This is a genomic window from Thiobacillus thiophilus (genome assembly GCF_055378705.1).
Genome location: NZ_AP042404.1, coordinates 728,146 through 743,072 on the forward strand (window position 1 = coordinate 728,146; position 14,927 = coordinate 743,072).

13 protein-coding genes are annotated in these 14,927 nt (G+C 62.7%); 10 read left to right on the top strand and 3 right to left on the bottom strand.

The features are described 5' to 3' along the window. Positions 1–31: 31 nt before the first annotated feature. Positions 32–889: a toll/interleukin-1 receptor domain-containing protein gene (locus tag ACZ41T_RS03490; protein WP_464923089.1), complete on the top strand. Its 858-nt coding sequence runs from the start codon at positions 32–34 to the stop codon at positions 887–889. A gap of 259 nt (positions 890–1,148) precedes the next feature. Here ACZ41T_RS03490 and ACZ41T_RS03495 read toward each other — a convergent pair whose 3' ends face one another. The 3 genes from ACZ41T_RS03495 to ACZ41T_RS03505 all read right to left on the bottom strand — a co-directional run bounded on the left by ACZ41T_RS03495 (position 1,149) and on the right by ACZ41T_RS03505 (position 7,045). Further along, positions 1,149–2,702 (bottom strand): IS1182 family transposase, encoded by a 1,554-nt coding sequence (locus tag ACZ41T_RS03495; protein ID WP_464923090.1) that lies wholly within the window; start codon positions 2,700–2,702, stop codon positions 1,149–1,151. Between the two features lie 243 nt (positions 2,703–2,945). Continuing rightward, positions 2,946–6,005, bottom strand: coding sequence for an efflux RND transporter permease subunit (locus tag ACZ41T_RS03500; protein WP_464923091.1), 3,060 nt, complete (start codon positions 6,003–6,005; stop codon positions 2,946–2,948). Continuing rightward, complete coding sequence (locus tag ACZ41T_RS03505) at positions 6,002–7,045, bottom strand: efflux RND transporter periplasmic adaptor subunit (RefSeq protein ID WP_464923092.1); 1,044 nt, start codon at positions 7,043–7,045, stop codon at positions 6,002–6,004. Before ACZ41T_RS03505 ends, ACZ41T_RS03500 begins: the two co-directional genes overlap by 4 nt. A 352-nt stretch (positions 7,046–7,397) precedes the next feature. Here ACZ41T_RS03505 and ACZ41T_RS03510 point away from each other — a divergent pair, with 352 nt between their 5' ends. The 9 genes from ACZ41T_RS03510 to ACZ41T_RS03550 all read left to right on the top strand — a co-directional run bounded on the left by ACZ41T_RS03510 (position 7,398) and on the right by ACZ41T_RS03550 (position 14,831). Next, a complete protein-coding gene (locus ACZ41T_RS03510) occupies positions 7,398–8,996 on the top strand; it encodes a GGDEF domain-containing protein (protein WP_464923093.1) in 1,599 nt (532 codons plus the stop codon). 328 nt (positions 8,997–9,324) lie between these two features. Beyond that, positions 9,325–10,041 carry a flagellin N-terminal helical domain-containing protein gene (locus ACZ41T_RS03515; RefSeq protein WP_464923094.1) on the top strand — a complete coding sequence of 239 codons (717 nt, stop codon included), beginning with the start codon at positions 9,325–9,327 and terminating at the stop codon, positions 10,039–10,041. 72 nt (positions 10,042–10,113) lie between these two features. Further along, complete coding sequence (locus tag ACZ41T_RS03520; protein ID WP_464923095.1) at positions 10,114–10,476, top strand: flagellar protein FlaG; 363 nt, start codon at positions 10,114–10,116, stop codon at positions 10,474–10,476. 15 nt (positions 10,477–10,491) lie between these two features. Beyond that, entirely contained in the window at positions 10,492–11,910 is a 1,419-nt protein-coding gene (gene fliD / locus ACZ41T_RS03525) for a flagellar filament capping protein FliD (protein WP_464923096.1), read from the top strand. A gap of 15 nt (positions 11,911–11,925) precedes the next feature. Continuing rightward, entirely contained in the window at positions 11,926–12,360 is a 435-nt protein-coding gene (fliS, locus tag ACZ41T_RS03530) for a flagellar export chaperone FliS (RefSeq protein ID WP_464923097.1), read from the top strand. A gap of 13 nt (positions 12,361–12,373) precedes the next feature. Then, complete coding sequence (locus ACZ41T_RS03535) at positions 12,374–12,703, top strand: flagellar protein FliT (RefSeq protein WP_464923098.1); 330 nt, start codon at positions 12,374–12,376, stop codon at positions 12,701–12,703. Between the two features lie 11 nt (positions 12,704–12,714). Further along, positions 12,715–13,788 (top strand): flagellar hook-length control protein FliK, encoded by a 1,074-nt coding sequence (gene fliK, locus ACZ41T_RS03540; protein ID WP_464923099.1) that lies wholly within the window; start codon positions 12,715–12,717, stop codon positions 13,786–13,788. Beyond that, complete coding sequence (locus ACZ41T_RS03545) at positions 13,772–14,065, top strand: EscU/YscU/HrcU family type III secretion system export apparatus switch protein (RefSeq protein WP_464923100.1); 294 nt, start codon at positions 13,772–13,774, stop codon at positions 14,063–14,065. The genes fliK and ACZ41T_RS03545 overlap by 17 nt, the downstream gene beginning before the upstream one ends. A gap of 4 nt (positions 14,066–14,069) precedes the next feature. Beyond that, positions 14,070–14,831: a flagellar brake protein gene (locus tag ACZ41T_RS03550; protein ID WP_464923101.1), complete on the top strand. Its 762-nt coding sequence runs from the start codon at positions 14,070–14,072 to the stop codon at positions 14,829–14,831. The last annotated feature ends 96 nt before the right edge of the window (positions 14,832–14,927 follow it).

Below are 14,927 nucleotides of genomic sequence, written 5' to 3' on the forward strand. Positions count from 1 at the left end.
TGGGTCTCTCTATTAACTGTCAGGTTTGCTGATGTCGCTCTCTGTACCATCGTCTGATAAGCGATTTCAGGCTACCGTCACAGGCCTGATCGCAACCAATGGAGCATTACGGTGGCATCTCGGGGAACGCCCTGTGTTTTCCGCCAGTGATGACGAAGGTCTACTGATCACCTTTCCACTACATTCAGAGGTCAAGTCCCGCCATGCACTTCGCCCAATACGCGAAGCATTGGCGCAAAATGGCGTGACGTGGCTAAGAGAGGAACGGGGACGCTGGATCGCCGAACTTGACGACCTATTTGCCTTCTTAGCGGGCCTGCGCCGTCATCCATGGCTCAAAGGTCGCATCGAGCCAACTGTGGAAATCGACGTAGAGGAAGAGTTAGTTTTCGGGGAGATTCGCAGAGAAACTGTTGTGCGTTTTCTGTTTACCAAGACCGAAGTCGAGGCATCGATGTCAAAGAGAATTTTCTTAAGTCACAAAGGAGTGGACAAGCCGCTCGTGCGCGAGTACTTCCAGGTACTCAAGACAATCGGCTTCGATCCTTGGCTTGATGAGGACGCCATGGTTGCGGGTGTCCCCCTTGAAAGGGCTTTGCTGAACGGAATGAAGGATTCGTGCGCGGCGGTCTTCTTTGTCACGCCGGATTATCGCGATGAGGACTTTCTGGCATCAGAGGTTAATTACGCGATGATCCAGAAACGGGAGAAGGGCGAGCGATTTGCGATCATCACCCTCGTGCTTAAGGACTCTTCCGGAAAAAAGGGAGTTGTACCTGAGCTCCTCCAGCAATATGTATGGAAAGAACCGGACAGTAGCATTGGAGGGCTCAACGAAATATTGCGCGCGCTCCCCATCCAAATTACCCATGTTGGCTGGAAAACCTAACCACTCGGTCAACCGGACCGCCCGCAAGCTGCGCTTGCGGGTTCCCTCCGCGCTTCGCGCTCCGGCGGCCGGTTACCTCAAACGTTGACGCTGTAGAAAAACCCCTTTTCAGCCGAATCGGCGGCGTAAAAAATGGCGTGGAATTTTCCACGCCATTTTCATTTCCTGTTTTGCAACCGGTTAATCGTTCCGGCGAGCTATCTCGATCAAGTCATGGGGGTCTTCTGAGGGGTGTGTTGCGGGCTATCTGCCCCGCCCCCTACTGCGCATACCCGTGATGCGCCAGCTTCTCGATGTTGTGCACCAGGCAGTAGAGCTTCCACTGCGCATCCACTTTCTTCTGGCCTCTGAGGGTGAATCGGTTGAGCTGTTTGTTGTGCCGGATGTTGCCGAACACCGGTTCCACCGTGGCAAAGCGCCGGCCGTATTTCGCTTGCCCTTCAGGGCTGTCGATACGAGCCTTCATTTTGTCGGTGAAGGATTCCGACCCGTCAGCTTTGCCCTGGAAGAAACTCACTTGCCGGGTCTTGGTCCTGGCGGGGGTGCGTAAACATTTGTCCCGTTGTTCGCACGGTACGCAGTCCTGCTGCGCGCCCTGGAACTTGACGGCACTGTAGCCGTTGATCACGCAGTGGCTGCCGTTGCCGTAAAGAATTTTGCCCGCCGGGCAAACGCAGGTGTGGGTGGATGGATCGTAATGGAAGTCTGCGGGACGATAAACAGCGGCTTGCCTCTTCTCTTTCTTGTTGCCGGACTTGTCGTGCAGCGGATGGGGGGCTTGCTTGTGTTTGCCCTGATCATTGAAACGTGGATCGCGTTGCCGCATGCCGTTGTCGGCGATCAGGGCATCAACATTTAGATCAGCCAGTTGCTTGAGGTTGCTTTCCGAGTGGTAACCCGCATCTGCGGTGATCAGGCTGGTTGGGGTGATGAGCGTCTGTTCGTTGTTCAGTGCGCCCTGGATTGCCTTGACCACAGGGACGAGCAGTTCCTGTTCGCTGCCGGTGCCGTGGGCCTGGGCATCGACGATGATCTGGTGTTTGGCATCGACGGCGGCAACGCCGGTGTAGCCTTGAATCACGCCTTTTGAAGTCGCCATCTTGGCCGATTCGTTGTCGGTGCGGTTGCTCTTCCTGATTGTGCCTTTGCTGCCTTTGCGCTCTTCGGGATGGGCGGTGAGCCATTGACGCAGTTGAGCCGCATCGGTTTGCAGGCGGGTGATGCGCAGGTTCTCTTTCTGCCTAAGGTCGGCTTCGATGGGCTGGCTGTCTGCTTCGCGATGTCGTTCTAGCATGACGCGGGCAGCGGTTTCGAGTTTGGCGGCCTGGTGTTCGAAGTCGGCGCGGGTGCCGCTCTTTTGTTTGGATGCATTGCTGGGCAGCTTGACGCCGTCGATGGCGAACATCTCGCGCCCGATCAGCCCTTGGCGATCACACAGGTAGAGGATCTGGGTGAAGACGCGGGCGATATCGTCGGCGAGGTTGGAAACAAACCCGGCAATCGTGGTGAAGTGGGGCTGGGTGTCGCCGGACAAGGCGATGAAGGTGACGTGGTCGCGGCAGACCGCTTCGATGTCGCGACTGGAGATGATGCTCTGGCTGTAAGCGAACAGCACGACCTTGAGCAGCATGGCGGGCGGATAGGCGGCAGCGCCGGTTACGTCATTCTTGAACCGGGCATCGAAGCTGGATAAATTCAGTTCGTGATCGATGAGGTGATTCAGTGCGTGTTCGAAGGTGCCCGGGAGCAGTTGCCGTTGCAGGTCTACGGCAAGAAAACGCGGGCTGGTGTCGATGTGTTTGTAGCGCGCCATGCGGTCGGAACCATCACAAAATCAATGACGCGATGTTGATGCAGACGGGGGGCTGGGGCAAGATGCGGGGATTGATATTTTTGGGGCTTTTTCTACAGCCTCGTTGAATGGTGCGTTGACCGGTAAGCGCCGAATACCGGTCATATAGAGCGGTTAGCCTGAAAGGCCGCTCAAGCCGAATTACTGACTTGCACGTTTCACCGTACCTTAAAAGCAGCCAGTGGGTTTTTCAACCGCCTGCCCTCAAGCCCGCGAGGCACCCAACCGGAACCACAGCGCGTACAACGCCGGCACGAACAGCAGGGTGATCGCGGTGCCGACCGCGACGCCGCCGATGAGGACGTAGGCCAGCGGGCCCCAGAGGCTGTCGAAGGTGAGCGGCACGAAGGCGAATACCGCGGCCAGCGCGGTCAGCACCACCGGGCGGGCGCGGCGCACCGCGGCTTCGACGACGGCTTCCAGCGCGGGCATGCCTTCCTCGAAGTTGTCGGCCACCTGCTGCGTGAGGATCAGGGTGTTGCGCATCAGGATGCCGGCCAGGCCGATCAGGCCGAGCAGTGCGACGAAGCCGAACGGCTGGTTGAACAGCAGCAGGGCGATGACGGTGCCGATCAGCCCGAGCGGCGCGGTGGCGACGACTATGAAGGCGCCCGAGAACGAGCGCATCTGCAACATGACGAAAATGAGCATGAAGGCCACCATCATTGGCTGCAGCTTCTGAATCGACACGTCGGCCTTGCCGGACTGCTCGACCGAACCGCCGATGTCGATCCGGTAGCCGTCGGGCAGTTTCTCACGGACCGTTTCGAGCTTGCGCCAGATGGCTGCGGTGACGTCGTTGGGCTGCGCGCCCCGTACTTCTGCCTGCACGGCGAGGAAGGGCTCGCGGTTGTAGCGCTTGATCACGGGCGCCTCGTAGCGCACCTCCAGCGTACCCAGCTGACTGAGCGGAACCTTACGACCCTCGCGCGTGAGCACCTCGAAGGTGGCCAGACTGCCGGCATCGACCAGGCGCCGGCCGGCGGCGCCGCGGGCGACCACCTCGACGGTGCGGATGTCCTGGCGAAGCTGGGTCACCGGCGTGCCGTCGAGGTGGAATTGCAGCTGCCGCGACACATCGAGCGGCGTCAGGCCCAACAGGCTCAGGCGCTGCACGTCCATGGCCAGATGCAGTACGGGCGCCCGCTCGTCCCAGTCCAGGTGGGGGTCGCGAATGTTGGGATCGGCGGCCATGACCTCGCGCACCTGATGGGCGATGCGACGCAACTCGAGCGGGGCCGAACCGACCACGCGAAAGCTTACCGGCCAGATCACCGGCGGGCCGAACAGCAGGCGATAGACACGCACCCGCGCTTCGGCAAACTCGCCGCGGGCGATATGCGCCTCCAGCTCGGCCATCACCTTGTCGCGCTCGGTAGCATCGTGCGTCACGGCGATCAGCTTGGCGAAGGCGGGATCGGGCGGCTCGGGGTTGGCGGAAATAAAGAAGCGCGGCGCCCCGGCGCCGACGTAAGCCGACAGGGTCTTGACCTCCGGCATAGGAGCGAGAATGGCCTCGAGCTTGCGCATGGTGCGGTCGGCATACTCGATGCTGCTGCCTTGCGGCAGGTAGACGCTGACCAGCACTTCCGGGCGGTCGGACGCGGGGAAGAACTGCTTCTGCACCGGTCCGGCCAGCCCCGCAATCGCCAGCACCAGCACCGCCACCGTGCCGGCGACCACGGTTTTCCGGTGCGCCACGCAGCCGCTGATGATGGCACGCAGCCGGCGGTACAGCGGCTTTTGATAGATATCGGCCTCGCCGTGCTCGTGCCTGGCAAAGTCCGGCAGTAGCTTGACGCCCAGATACGGTACGAAGGTCACGGCCACAAGCCAGGACACCAGCAGCGCCACCCCCAGTACCCAGAAGATATTGCCCGCATATTCGCCCACGCCCGATTGCGCAAAGCCGATGGGGAAGAAACCCGCCACCGTCACCAGGGTGCCGAACAGCATGGGGGCGGCGGTCACGCTCCACGCATGCGCGGCGGCGCGCACGCGGTCCCAGCCCTGCTCCATTTTCACCAGCATCATTTCGACTGAGATGATGGCGTCGTCCACCAGCAGGCCGAGCGCGATGATGAGCGCACCGAGGGTGATGCGGTCGAGGTTGATGCCCATCAGCTTCATCACGAGGAAGGCGATGCCCAGGGTAAGCGGCACAGCGATGCCGACCACCAGGCCGGCTCGCAGCCCGAGCGCCAGGATGCTCACACCGACCACCACCGCGACCGCGACGAGGAATTTGATCTGGAACAGGTTGATGGCGCCGGCGATGGCCTCGGCCTGGTCGGTCAGCACGGTAAGCGAAATGCCCAGCGGCAGTCGGGCGCGCTCGTCCTCGACAAAACGCGTCAGGCGCTTGCCCACTTCAAGGCCATTCTCGCCGGCCTTGATCACCACCCCGAGCAATACCGCATCCTCGCCCCGCGAGCGCACCAGGTAGCTCGGCGGGTCCTCGTAGCCGCGGCGGATGGTGGCAATGTCGGACAGGCGCAGCATCCGTTCGCCGATGCGGATCGGTACCGCCGCGAGCTGCGCGGGATCGGACAGATCGGCATCGATCCGCAGGTACAGGCGCGGGCCGGCGGTTTCGATGCGCCCGGCCGGAACCAGCCGGTTGTTGGCATCGATGGCGTCGGCGATGGCCTGCGGCGTGATGCCCAGATTGACCAGGCGCGCATTGTCGAATTCGAGATACACGCGCTCGCTGCGCTCGCCGAGCACGATGGCCTTGTGCACGCCCGCGGTGCGCTGCAGGCGGTCGCGGATGGCTTCGGCCTCGCGCGTGAGCTCGCGCAGCGGCATGCCCGGCGCGGTCAGCGCGATCAGCTTGAAATAGACATCGGAAAAGTCATCGTTGACGAGGGGCCCGATCACCCCCTGGGGCAAATTGCGGGCCTCGTCCTGCATGCGCTTGCGCACCTGGTAGAGCAGGTCGGGAACCCTGGCCTGCGGGGCGTAGTCCTCGAACTCGACCTGCAGGTCGGCGCGTCCCGGTCGAATCGTGGTTTCGATGCGGTAGAGATACTCAACCTCCTGAATGCGCTTTTCCAGCCGGTCCACCACCTGCTCTTGCAGCTCCTGCGGCGTCGCCCCGGGCCACACCGCCGAGACCATCATCACGCGCACGGTGAAGGACGGGTCCTCGGCGCGACCCAGCGACAGGAAGGCATAGACGCCGCCGATCACCGCCAGAATCAAAAAGAACAGCGTCACCGCGCGCTCGCGCACGGCGAGCGCGGACAGGTTGGGAAAGCTCATTGCACCAGCTCCCGCACCGCCATGCCGGGCGTGAGCAAATGCGTGCCCAGCGCGATGACCTTGTCGCCCGCCTTCAGGCCACCCTGCACCCGCGCCGCCTCGGCATCCAGCGCAAGAATCCCGACCGCCACCGGCTGGGCGCGCCCGTCCACCACCTGCCACACGCGCGGGCCTTTGCCACGCTCATCCAGCGCGGCAATCGGCACGCTGAGCGCCTGATCGTCGCCCCCCGGTGCGGCAAAGGCAGCGCGCACCACCGAACCGAGCGCCAGAGCATCACTCCCCGTCAAGACCGAATAGCGCGCCCGCCAGGTGCGGCTTTGCGGATCGACCGCGCCGGAGACCTCGCGCAAACGCAACGGCAACGGCGCCCCGTCCGCACGAACCAGCTGACCGATGGCAGGCGGTTTGACCGCATCCGGAAAGAACACCTCGATTTCCCGCTCGCCTTCGCGCGCCAGCGTCGCCACGCGCTGGCCGGCCTCCACGACCTGGCCGGATTCGCCGCTCACCTCGACCAGCACGCCCGCCGTCGGCGTGCTCAGGCGGGCGTAGCCCAGCGCATTGCGCGCCTGCGCCAGCCTCGCGCGGACCGCATCCAGGCGAGTGCGGGCCTCGCGTTCGGCAAGTTCGCTGCGGTCGAGCGCCTGCGCGCTTACGAAATTCTGGTCTTTAAGTTGCCGCACCCGCCCCAGGTCGGCACGCGCCGTGGCCAGGGCCGCCTCTGCGGCGGCGACATCGGCCTGGACGGCTTGCGAAGCTTGCTCGAGATCGCGCGCGTCCAGCTCGAACAGGATTTGGCCCGCACGCACCGCCTGGCCGGCATCCACCCGCCGCGCACTGATACGCCCGTCCACCTGAAACGCCACCGGCGTCTCGTAACGCGCCCGCACAGTACCGGTAAGGCCCAGAACGCCCGCCTCCGCGGACGTCACCACCGCAGTCTTGACGAAAGGCGCGTTAACCCCGCCTGCGGAAGGTTCCTGGCCCCCGCCACAGCCGGAAATTGCGACACAAACCAGAGCGAGCAAAGCTTTCATTCGATGCATTTCGGCACCTGACATGGGAGAGAGGTTGAACGGTGGCATATGGTAACCGCAGCGCGAGTGACGTTCGTCAAGCCGTATAGGTGTCCCGCCCCTGATTTCGCACCCCGCAACCCCACTCCGGCTCACCGGGTGGGAGCCAATCACCACGGAAAACAAGAGACAAGGAGCGGCGTCCCGCGATTTTCAGGCCGGTGCAAACACCACGGCTTTTGTCCGGGCGACTCTCCTCCTCGTAGTCATTTGAGAAATGCCGGGGTTTTCCTGCCCTAATCCTCACCTCACCCCGCCCCTGTCAGCTTTACCATGCGAGGCAGTGCAAAAGGCCCAAGCAGGGTACGCAAACATGGCAGAACCCACCGACAAGATCAATCTTTCGAACCCCACCGAGGTGGCGCGCGAGACCCTGCGCCGCCTCGCCCTGCGGCGGATTTCCCCGACGCCGGACAACTACCAGACGCTGTACGACGAAATCGTCGGCGTGCCGACTGCGCCGGCCAACAAGGCCTCCGCCGAAACGGCGCTGGCCGGACTGGTCAACGACCTGCAGGAACACCACCCTGCGCTGTCGGCCCAGGTCGCCAGCCTCAACAAGGCCATCGGCAAGAGCGACTGGCGGCAATGCAGCTGGCAGCTTTCCGAAATCGCCGTGCAGCTGAAGCCGCAGCAGGTCAGACCGCCGATGGTCGACAGCGGCGATCGCACGCAGGATGAAAACCTGGCCCAGCTGCGCGAACTGCTGGCCAAAACCCTGGAATTCGGCGTGGTGTCGCAGCTGTCGCATAACCCGGCGTTGATGGAAAAAGCCCAGCAGCTCGCCGTTGCAGTGCGCGAGGCCAGCAGTGCCGTCACCCTGCGCAACGCCGCATCCGGCCTGAAATCGCTGTGGATCGGCATCGAACTGCAGGCAACCGACGCCCACGACCAGCAGGAAACCCTCAAACGCATTTTGCTGCTGCTGGTGGAAAACATCGGCGAGCTGCTCGACGACGACACCTGGCTGCGCGGCCAGCTCGACATGGTGCAGCAGGTCATTGCCGGGCCGATGAAAACCAGGTCGCTGCAGGAAGCCGAAAAGCGGCTCAAGGAAGTCATCTACAAGCAGGGCCTGGTCAAGCATGGCCTGCGCGAGGCCACCGCCACGCTGAAAGCCACCATGACCACCTTCGTCAGCCACATGAGCGATGCCGTGGCGGCGAACGACGAGTACCAGGGAAAAATCGCCTCCCACATCGAGCGCATCAGCAACACCGAGGATGTGGTGGAACTGAACCGCATCCTCGAAGGCCTGCTGGAAGAAACCCGCGCGGCGCAGGTGGCTAGCCTGCGCGCCCACGAGCAGCTGACCCAGGAGCGCGACGCCGCCCTGCAGGCCGAAGGCCGCATCAAGCAGCTGGAAACCGAACTTGAGCAGATGAGCGCCCTGGTGCGCGAAGACCCGCTCACCCGCAGTCTCAACCGGCGTGGGCTGGACGACGAATTCGCACGCGAGGCCTCGCGCGCCGACCGCTACAGCACCCCGTTCTGCCTCGCCGTGCTCGACATCGACAACTTCAAGGCGCTGAACGACAAGCGCGGCCACCAGACCGGCGACGAAGCGCTGATCCACCTGGTCAAGATCGCCCGGGAAGAGCTGCGCCTTACCGACCACATCGCACGCATGGGCGGCGAGGAATTCCTCATCATCCTGCCCAACACCCCGCTCGACGAAGCCGCGCAGATCATTACCCGGCTGCAGCGCAGCCTCACCAAGAAATACTTCCTCGACAACAACGAAAAAGTGCTCATCACCTTCAGCGCCGGCGTCGCCGAGCGTGCAGCAGGCGAGCCGCAGGAAGCCAGCATCGTCCGCGCCGACGCCGCCATGTACCAGGCCAAGCAAAGCGGCAAGAACCGCGTGTGCCTGGCGCCCGCCGCATCCGTCGCACCGGCGGTAGCCGGCTAGTCGGACAGGGCAGGAATGCGCGTGCACAATCACGAATTTGCAGGAGGGTTTAGCCCCGGCAGGTGCGCCAATCGCGGGTAAACCCGCTCCTACAAAGGACGGCTACGCTGTTGTGGAGGACCGCCTCGCCCCGAATGTCGCACGATGCGCTTTTGATGACCAACCCGGATTACACGCGTACACCATGAAGTTTTTTGCAAAGCAGCCTTAACTTTCTCCAACCCCCGACGATTCCTCACACAACGGCGGTTCATGTGGCCCAAGCGGGCAGACCAAAGTTGACGGCATCAGAGACCGGAACAATCGACCCACTTAAAGGAGAACTACCATGGCACAAGTAATCAACACCAACGTCGGCGCCCTGTTTGCTGGCGCAGCACTGAACAAATCGGCGGCCGGCCTGCAAGTCGCCCAGGAACGCCTGTCATCCGGCCTGCGCATCAACAGCTCCAAGGACGATGCGACCGGCCTGGCCATTGCCACAGGGTACGATTCCCAGATTCGCGGCGCGAACATGAATATTCGCAACGCCAATGACGGGATTTCCGCAGCGCAAGTCAATGACGGCTACCTGGCCCAGGTCACTGAAAACACCCAGCGGTTGCGCGAAATTCAAGTACAGACCGGTGCTGTCACCAATGAAGAAGCTACCGCCCTCATCGCTGAAAACACCCGTATTTCGAATTTGGTTACCGCCAGCACAGCAGTGGTGGTAGATGCTAGTGGCGCAACGGCCGGTGGCAATGGTGGCACGTTTACCTCTGCAACGGGTTTTGCCGACCTTGCTGCATTCGACACCGAACTAACCGCCATCTCCACCGCCCGTGCAAATTTCGGTGCCGACATGGCAACGCTTGGGTCCGCTGTGGCCAGTCTCCAGACCGCTTCGGTGAACCTGTCGGCCTCCTACAGCCGCGTGATGGATACCGACTACGCCGCCGAAACCACCGCCCAGGCCAAGAACAACATCCTGCAACAAGCAGGCACGGCGGTACTGGCGCAGGCCAACCAGACACCGCAAAACGTGCTGACCCTGCTGCGTTAATTGGATATATAAATAAGGCACCAATCTCTGACCGGTTTAGCCGGTCAGAGATTTAGCACAAAGGATGTCGCCATGATTATCCAGAATATTCCCAACACGGGTCAGGCCATACAGCCGGGCCAGGTCATACAGCCTGACATGCTCGCTCACCGTGCCGAGCCTGTCAGGTCTGTCGCCGCCCCCCAGGTCCAGAGTACCCCGCAGCCTTCCGTTGAAGCGTTGAATAACGCAGTCGCGACGATCAACCACGTGATGCAGAATGCAAACCTTGACCTCAAGTTCAGCGTGGATATCGATTCCAATAGAACCGTGGTTAAGATGGTGGACACCAGTACGGGTGAATTGATTCGCCAATTTCCATCCGAATCTGCCCTGGCAATCTCGCACGGAATTGAGCAGTTCCAGCAGGGTTTGCTGATTAAACAGAAGGCTTGAGTCGGGAGGCTTACCATGGCAATTACTTCTTCAAGCACAACCGCACTCGATGTCCCCACCCTCGTCTCGCAACTGATGGCGGTCGAGCGCCGGCCCATCGACAAGCTCGAAGCCAGGATCACCAACTACGAGTCGAAGATTTCTTCCTACGGCACGCTCAGCAGCCAGGTATCGAGCTTTCAAACCGCAGCGAAAGCCCTGAACACCGATCTGCAAAAACTCACCGCCACGCCGTCCGATGCCAATGTTCTTGCCGCCGCGGCCGGCAGCACCGCGGCGCCCGGCACGTATGCCGTGAACGTGAGCCAGCTGGCGCAGTCGCACAATCTGGTTGCCGCGGGGCAAGCCAGCAGCACCGCCGCCATCGGCGACGGCACGGCCACCACGGTCACGTTCGACCTTGGCACCATCAGCGGCGGCACGCTGACCGACGGGATATACAGCGGCGCCGCCTTCACGTCCAACGGCGCCGCCGCCAGCATCACCATCGATAGCAGCAACAACACCCTGGAAGGCATACGCGACGCGATCAATGTTGCCGCCCTGGGTGTCACCGCGACCATCGTCAACGACGGCAGCGGCACGCCCTACCGCCTCGCGCTGACTTCGAACAGTTCCGGTGCCAACAACAGCATCAAAATCACCACCAGCGGAGGGGACGGATCCATAGATAGCCTGCTGGGCTATGACCCGGCCGGCACACAAAACCTGACCCAGACTCTTGCCGCGCAGAATGCCAACCTCACGGTGAACGGCATCGCGATCACCAGCGCGTCCAACACCGTCAGCGAAGCCATCCAGGGCGTCACGCTGACGCTCAAGAACACCACGACCACGCCGGCCAGCCTGACGGTTGAGCGCGACACCGCGGCAATCAACACCGCAGCCTCCGATTTTGTCGACGCCTATAACGCCCTGGCCAGCCAGATCAAGTCGCGCTCCGCCTATGGCACCGACGGCACGGGGGCGGGCACCCTGGCGGGCGACAGCACCTTGCGCCTCATGCAGGAGCAGTTACGCGGTATTTTCAACACACCCGCAAGTGGCGGCACGCTGACCTCGCTTTCCCAGGTCGGCATTGCATTCCAGAAAGACGGCTCCCTACAACTGGATAGCAGCAAACTGAATAGTGCAATCGCAACCGATTTCAGCGATGTGACCAATTTGTTCTCGTCATCGACGGGCTTCGCCACCCGGCTGGAAGACTGGGCCAAGTCCACGCTCGCGGCCGGCGGCCTGATCGAAACGCGCACCCAGAGTTTCGACAAAAGCGTCAAAAACCATAATGAGGAAATCGACCGGCTGGAAAACCGGATGTCGGCCCTTGAAAAAAAATATACCCGCGAATATACCAATCTGAACCTCCTGCTGAGCAGCATGAACAACACCAGTACCTATCTGACCCAGCAGTTGGGCAACGACTCTGGCAAATAAATCAGGAGTAAAGACGTGTACACGAATCACAGAAACGCCGCCCATGCCTATGCCAACGTCGGCCTGGAGACCGGCGTCGTCGCGGCCAGCCCGCACCAGCTCATCGTGATGCTGTACGAAGGCGCCGAGCTTGCAGTGCGGATGGCGATCAGGCACATGAACGAGGGCAACATCGCGAAGAAATCCGCCGCCATCAGCAAAGCCAGCAGCATCATCCTGGAAGGCCTGCTTGCCGCACTCGACCCCAAGCAGGGCGGCGAGATCGCACAGCGCCTGGCTGCGCTGTACGGCTACATGAACCAGCGTCTGATGCTCGCCCACGTCAACAACCAGGCCGCGCCGCTGGAAGAAGTACTGGGCCTGCTGCGCGAGTTGCGCGGCGCCTGGCAACAGATCGCCCCAACAGGCCAGGCCGCGCTGGAGCCTTCCCGCCACGCCTTTGCCGCCTGAACCGGAGACCGCCATGACCAGCGACGAAATGCTCACCACCTACGAATCCATCTCCGAATTGATGGGCACCATGCTGAATGCCGCCCGCCAGGGCGAGTGGGATGACCTGGCCGCGCTGGAGCAGCGCTGCCGCGGCTACGTCGGCAGCCTGATGCAAGCCGCGCCGCTGCCGCTGAACGAAAACGAGCAGCACGCCAAGCTTGCGATCATCCGCACCATCCTGCAGAACGACGCCAGCATCCGCGCGCTCACCGAGCCGCGGATGCACGAACTGCAGCAAAACCTGCACATAACGCGAAGCGGGCAGCGCGGTGTCCGGGCTTACGGCGCGCAGCGGGCGTAAGCACAGGTTCAATGTTCCCGGTTCAGTATCTGGCCCGCGTTCTGGATGTCCCGCCCGCGCCGGACAGTCCCGGGCGACCGCTGTCCGGGCTGGTGGCGGTCCAGCCGGTACTAAACGCCACCCAGCGCGATCAGGCTGCACCACGTGCCGCATTCGACCAGCTGACGATCGGCCAGACGCTGACCGGGCTGGTGAAGAGCCAGGCGAAGGGCATCTCGATAGTCGAAGTCGAGGGGCAAACCGTTGCGATGCGGCTGCCCCACCCGGCCGCGCCCGGCGACACCCTGCGCCTGCGCTTTGCCGGCCACATGCCGCAGGCGGTGTTTCTGCTCGCCCCCCCCGAATCCGCAGCCGGCGATGCCCCGCAGCTGAGCCAGACCGCGCGCATGCTGAGCGATCTGATGCAGCAGCTGCCCGGCCGCAACGACCTGCCCACGCTCACCCCGCCCGGCCCCCTGCTCGACCAGCCGACGGCGAACCCGGCCCTGATCGCGCTCGCGCTGCGCACCGCGCTGGTCCGCAGCGGACTGTTTTACGAGTCGCACCTGGCCGACTGGGCGGTCGGCCAGGACAGCCTGGACGGCCTGATGCAGGAGCCGCAAAACAAGCTGGCGGCGGTCGAGGCCGCGCGCGCCGCGGCCAACCCGCTGGCCCTGCTCGACGCCGCGGAAACGGCCGCCCCGAAGCCGCTCAACCCGATGCATGCCCTGCTGTCGCAGCAGTTGCAGGTGCTGGAGTCGCCCCAGTTCGTCTGGCGTGGCGAAGTGTGGCCGGGCCAGGTGCTGGAATGGCATCTGCGCCACGAAACCGAACACGCGCAGGATCAATCGGCCGCGATGCCCGGCGACGAGGCCGATGCCGGCTGGGAATCGACACTCAAGTTGAGCTTGCCGCAACTCGGCACGGTGACCGCGCACATCAAGCTCGATACGAATCTGGCGTTCAGCATCCGTCTGGTGCCGGAGCAGGCCGAAGTCGAACCCCTGCTGCTGCAGAACCAGGGGCGACTAATGGAACAACTGGCGGCGGCGGGCTGCACGCTGCAGACGCTGGCAGTACGACAAGACGATGCCGCCGACGCCTGACAAGCAGCGTGCCGCCGCCGCGATCGCCTACCGCGAAGGCGATGGCGCGCCGCGCGTGGTCGCCAAGGGGCGCGGCATTATGGCCGACAACATCATCGAGCGGGCGCGCGCATCCGGGGTGTACGTTCACGAATCGCGCGAGTTGTTGGCGCTGCTGATGCAGATCGACCTCGACAGCCGCATCCCGCCTCAGTTATATATCGTGGTGGCCGAACTGCTGGCCTGGCTCTATCATCTGGAAGAAGCTGAGAAGGCCGCCCCGACTCTTAACGCCTGACCCTATGCCCTCCTCTTCGCAACACAACTTTTGTTCTGCCGGCCACGACGAGCTGCTGGCTCGTTACACCTTGCATTCGCGCACGGATATCCTGTTCCAGCTGCGCGCGATCCAGAAACGCAAGCTGCTGGTCAATCTCGACCTGCTAAACAGTCGGCAGATTATCGTCACATCGGTGCTGGCGGTGAACGAGACCAGGAACACGCTGATCCTCGACAGCGCCCGGGGCGATGCGCTCAACCAGGAACTGATGTCCGGCAAGGGCGCGGAGTTCATCGCCCAACTCGATGGCGTCTCGATCTCGTTCGCCACCGGCCCGGTGACGTGGTGCAAGTACGAGGGTCTGCCCGCGCTGCGCATTGCCCTGCCCACGTCGCTGATCCGGCTGCAGCGCCGCGAGCATTTCAGGGTGCCAATGCCGATCGCCAACCCGGTCATGTGTATCGTGCCGTCGGCAGATAGCGACGCCGATCCGATCACCACGCACCTCGTCGACATCGGCTGCGGCGGTGTGGCGATTGCCGAAACCAGCGGCCGTCTCGGTCCCGCAACCGGCCGGATCCTGCCGGACTGCCGCCTGCTGCTGCCCGAGTCGGACACCATCGTCACGTCGCTGGAAGTCCGCAATTCGGCCCAGATCCGCCTGCCCAACGGCGTCTTCCAGACCCGCCTGGGCTGCCAGTTCGTCAACCTGCCCAACGACATGGCGGCGAAGTTGCAGCGTTTTGTCATGGATATCGAGCGCGCCCGGCGCAACAGCCTTTAGAACGCGCCTGCACCAGAAAAAAGCAATTCACCACAGAGACACGGAGGCACAGAGTTAAAAACAAGCAAAAAGACATTTTCCCGTCATCCATCGGTG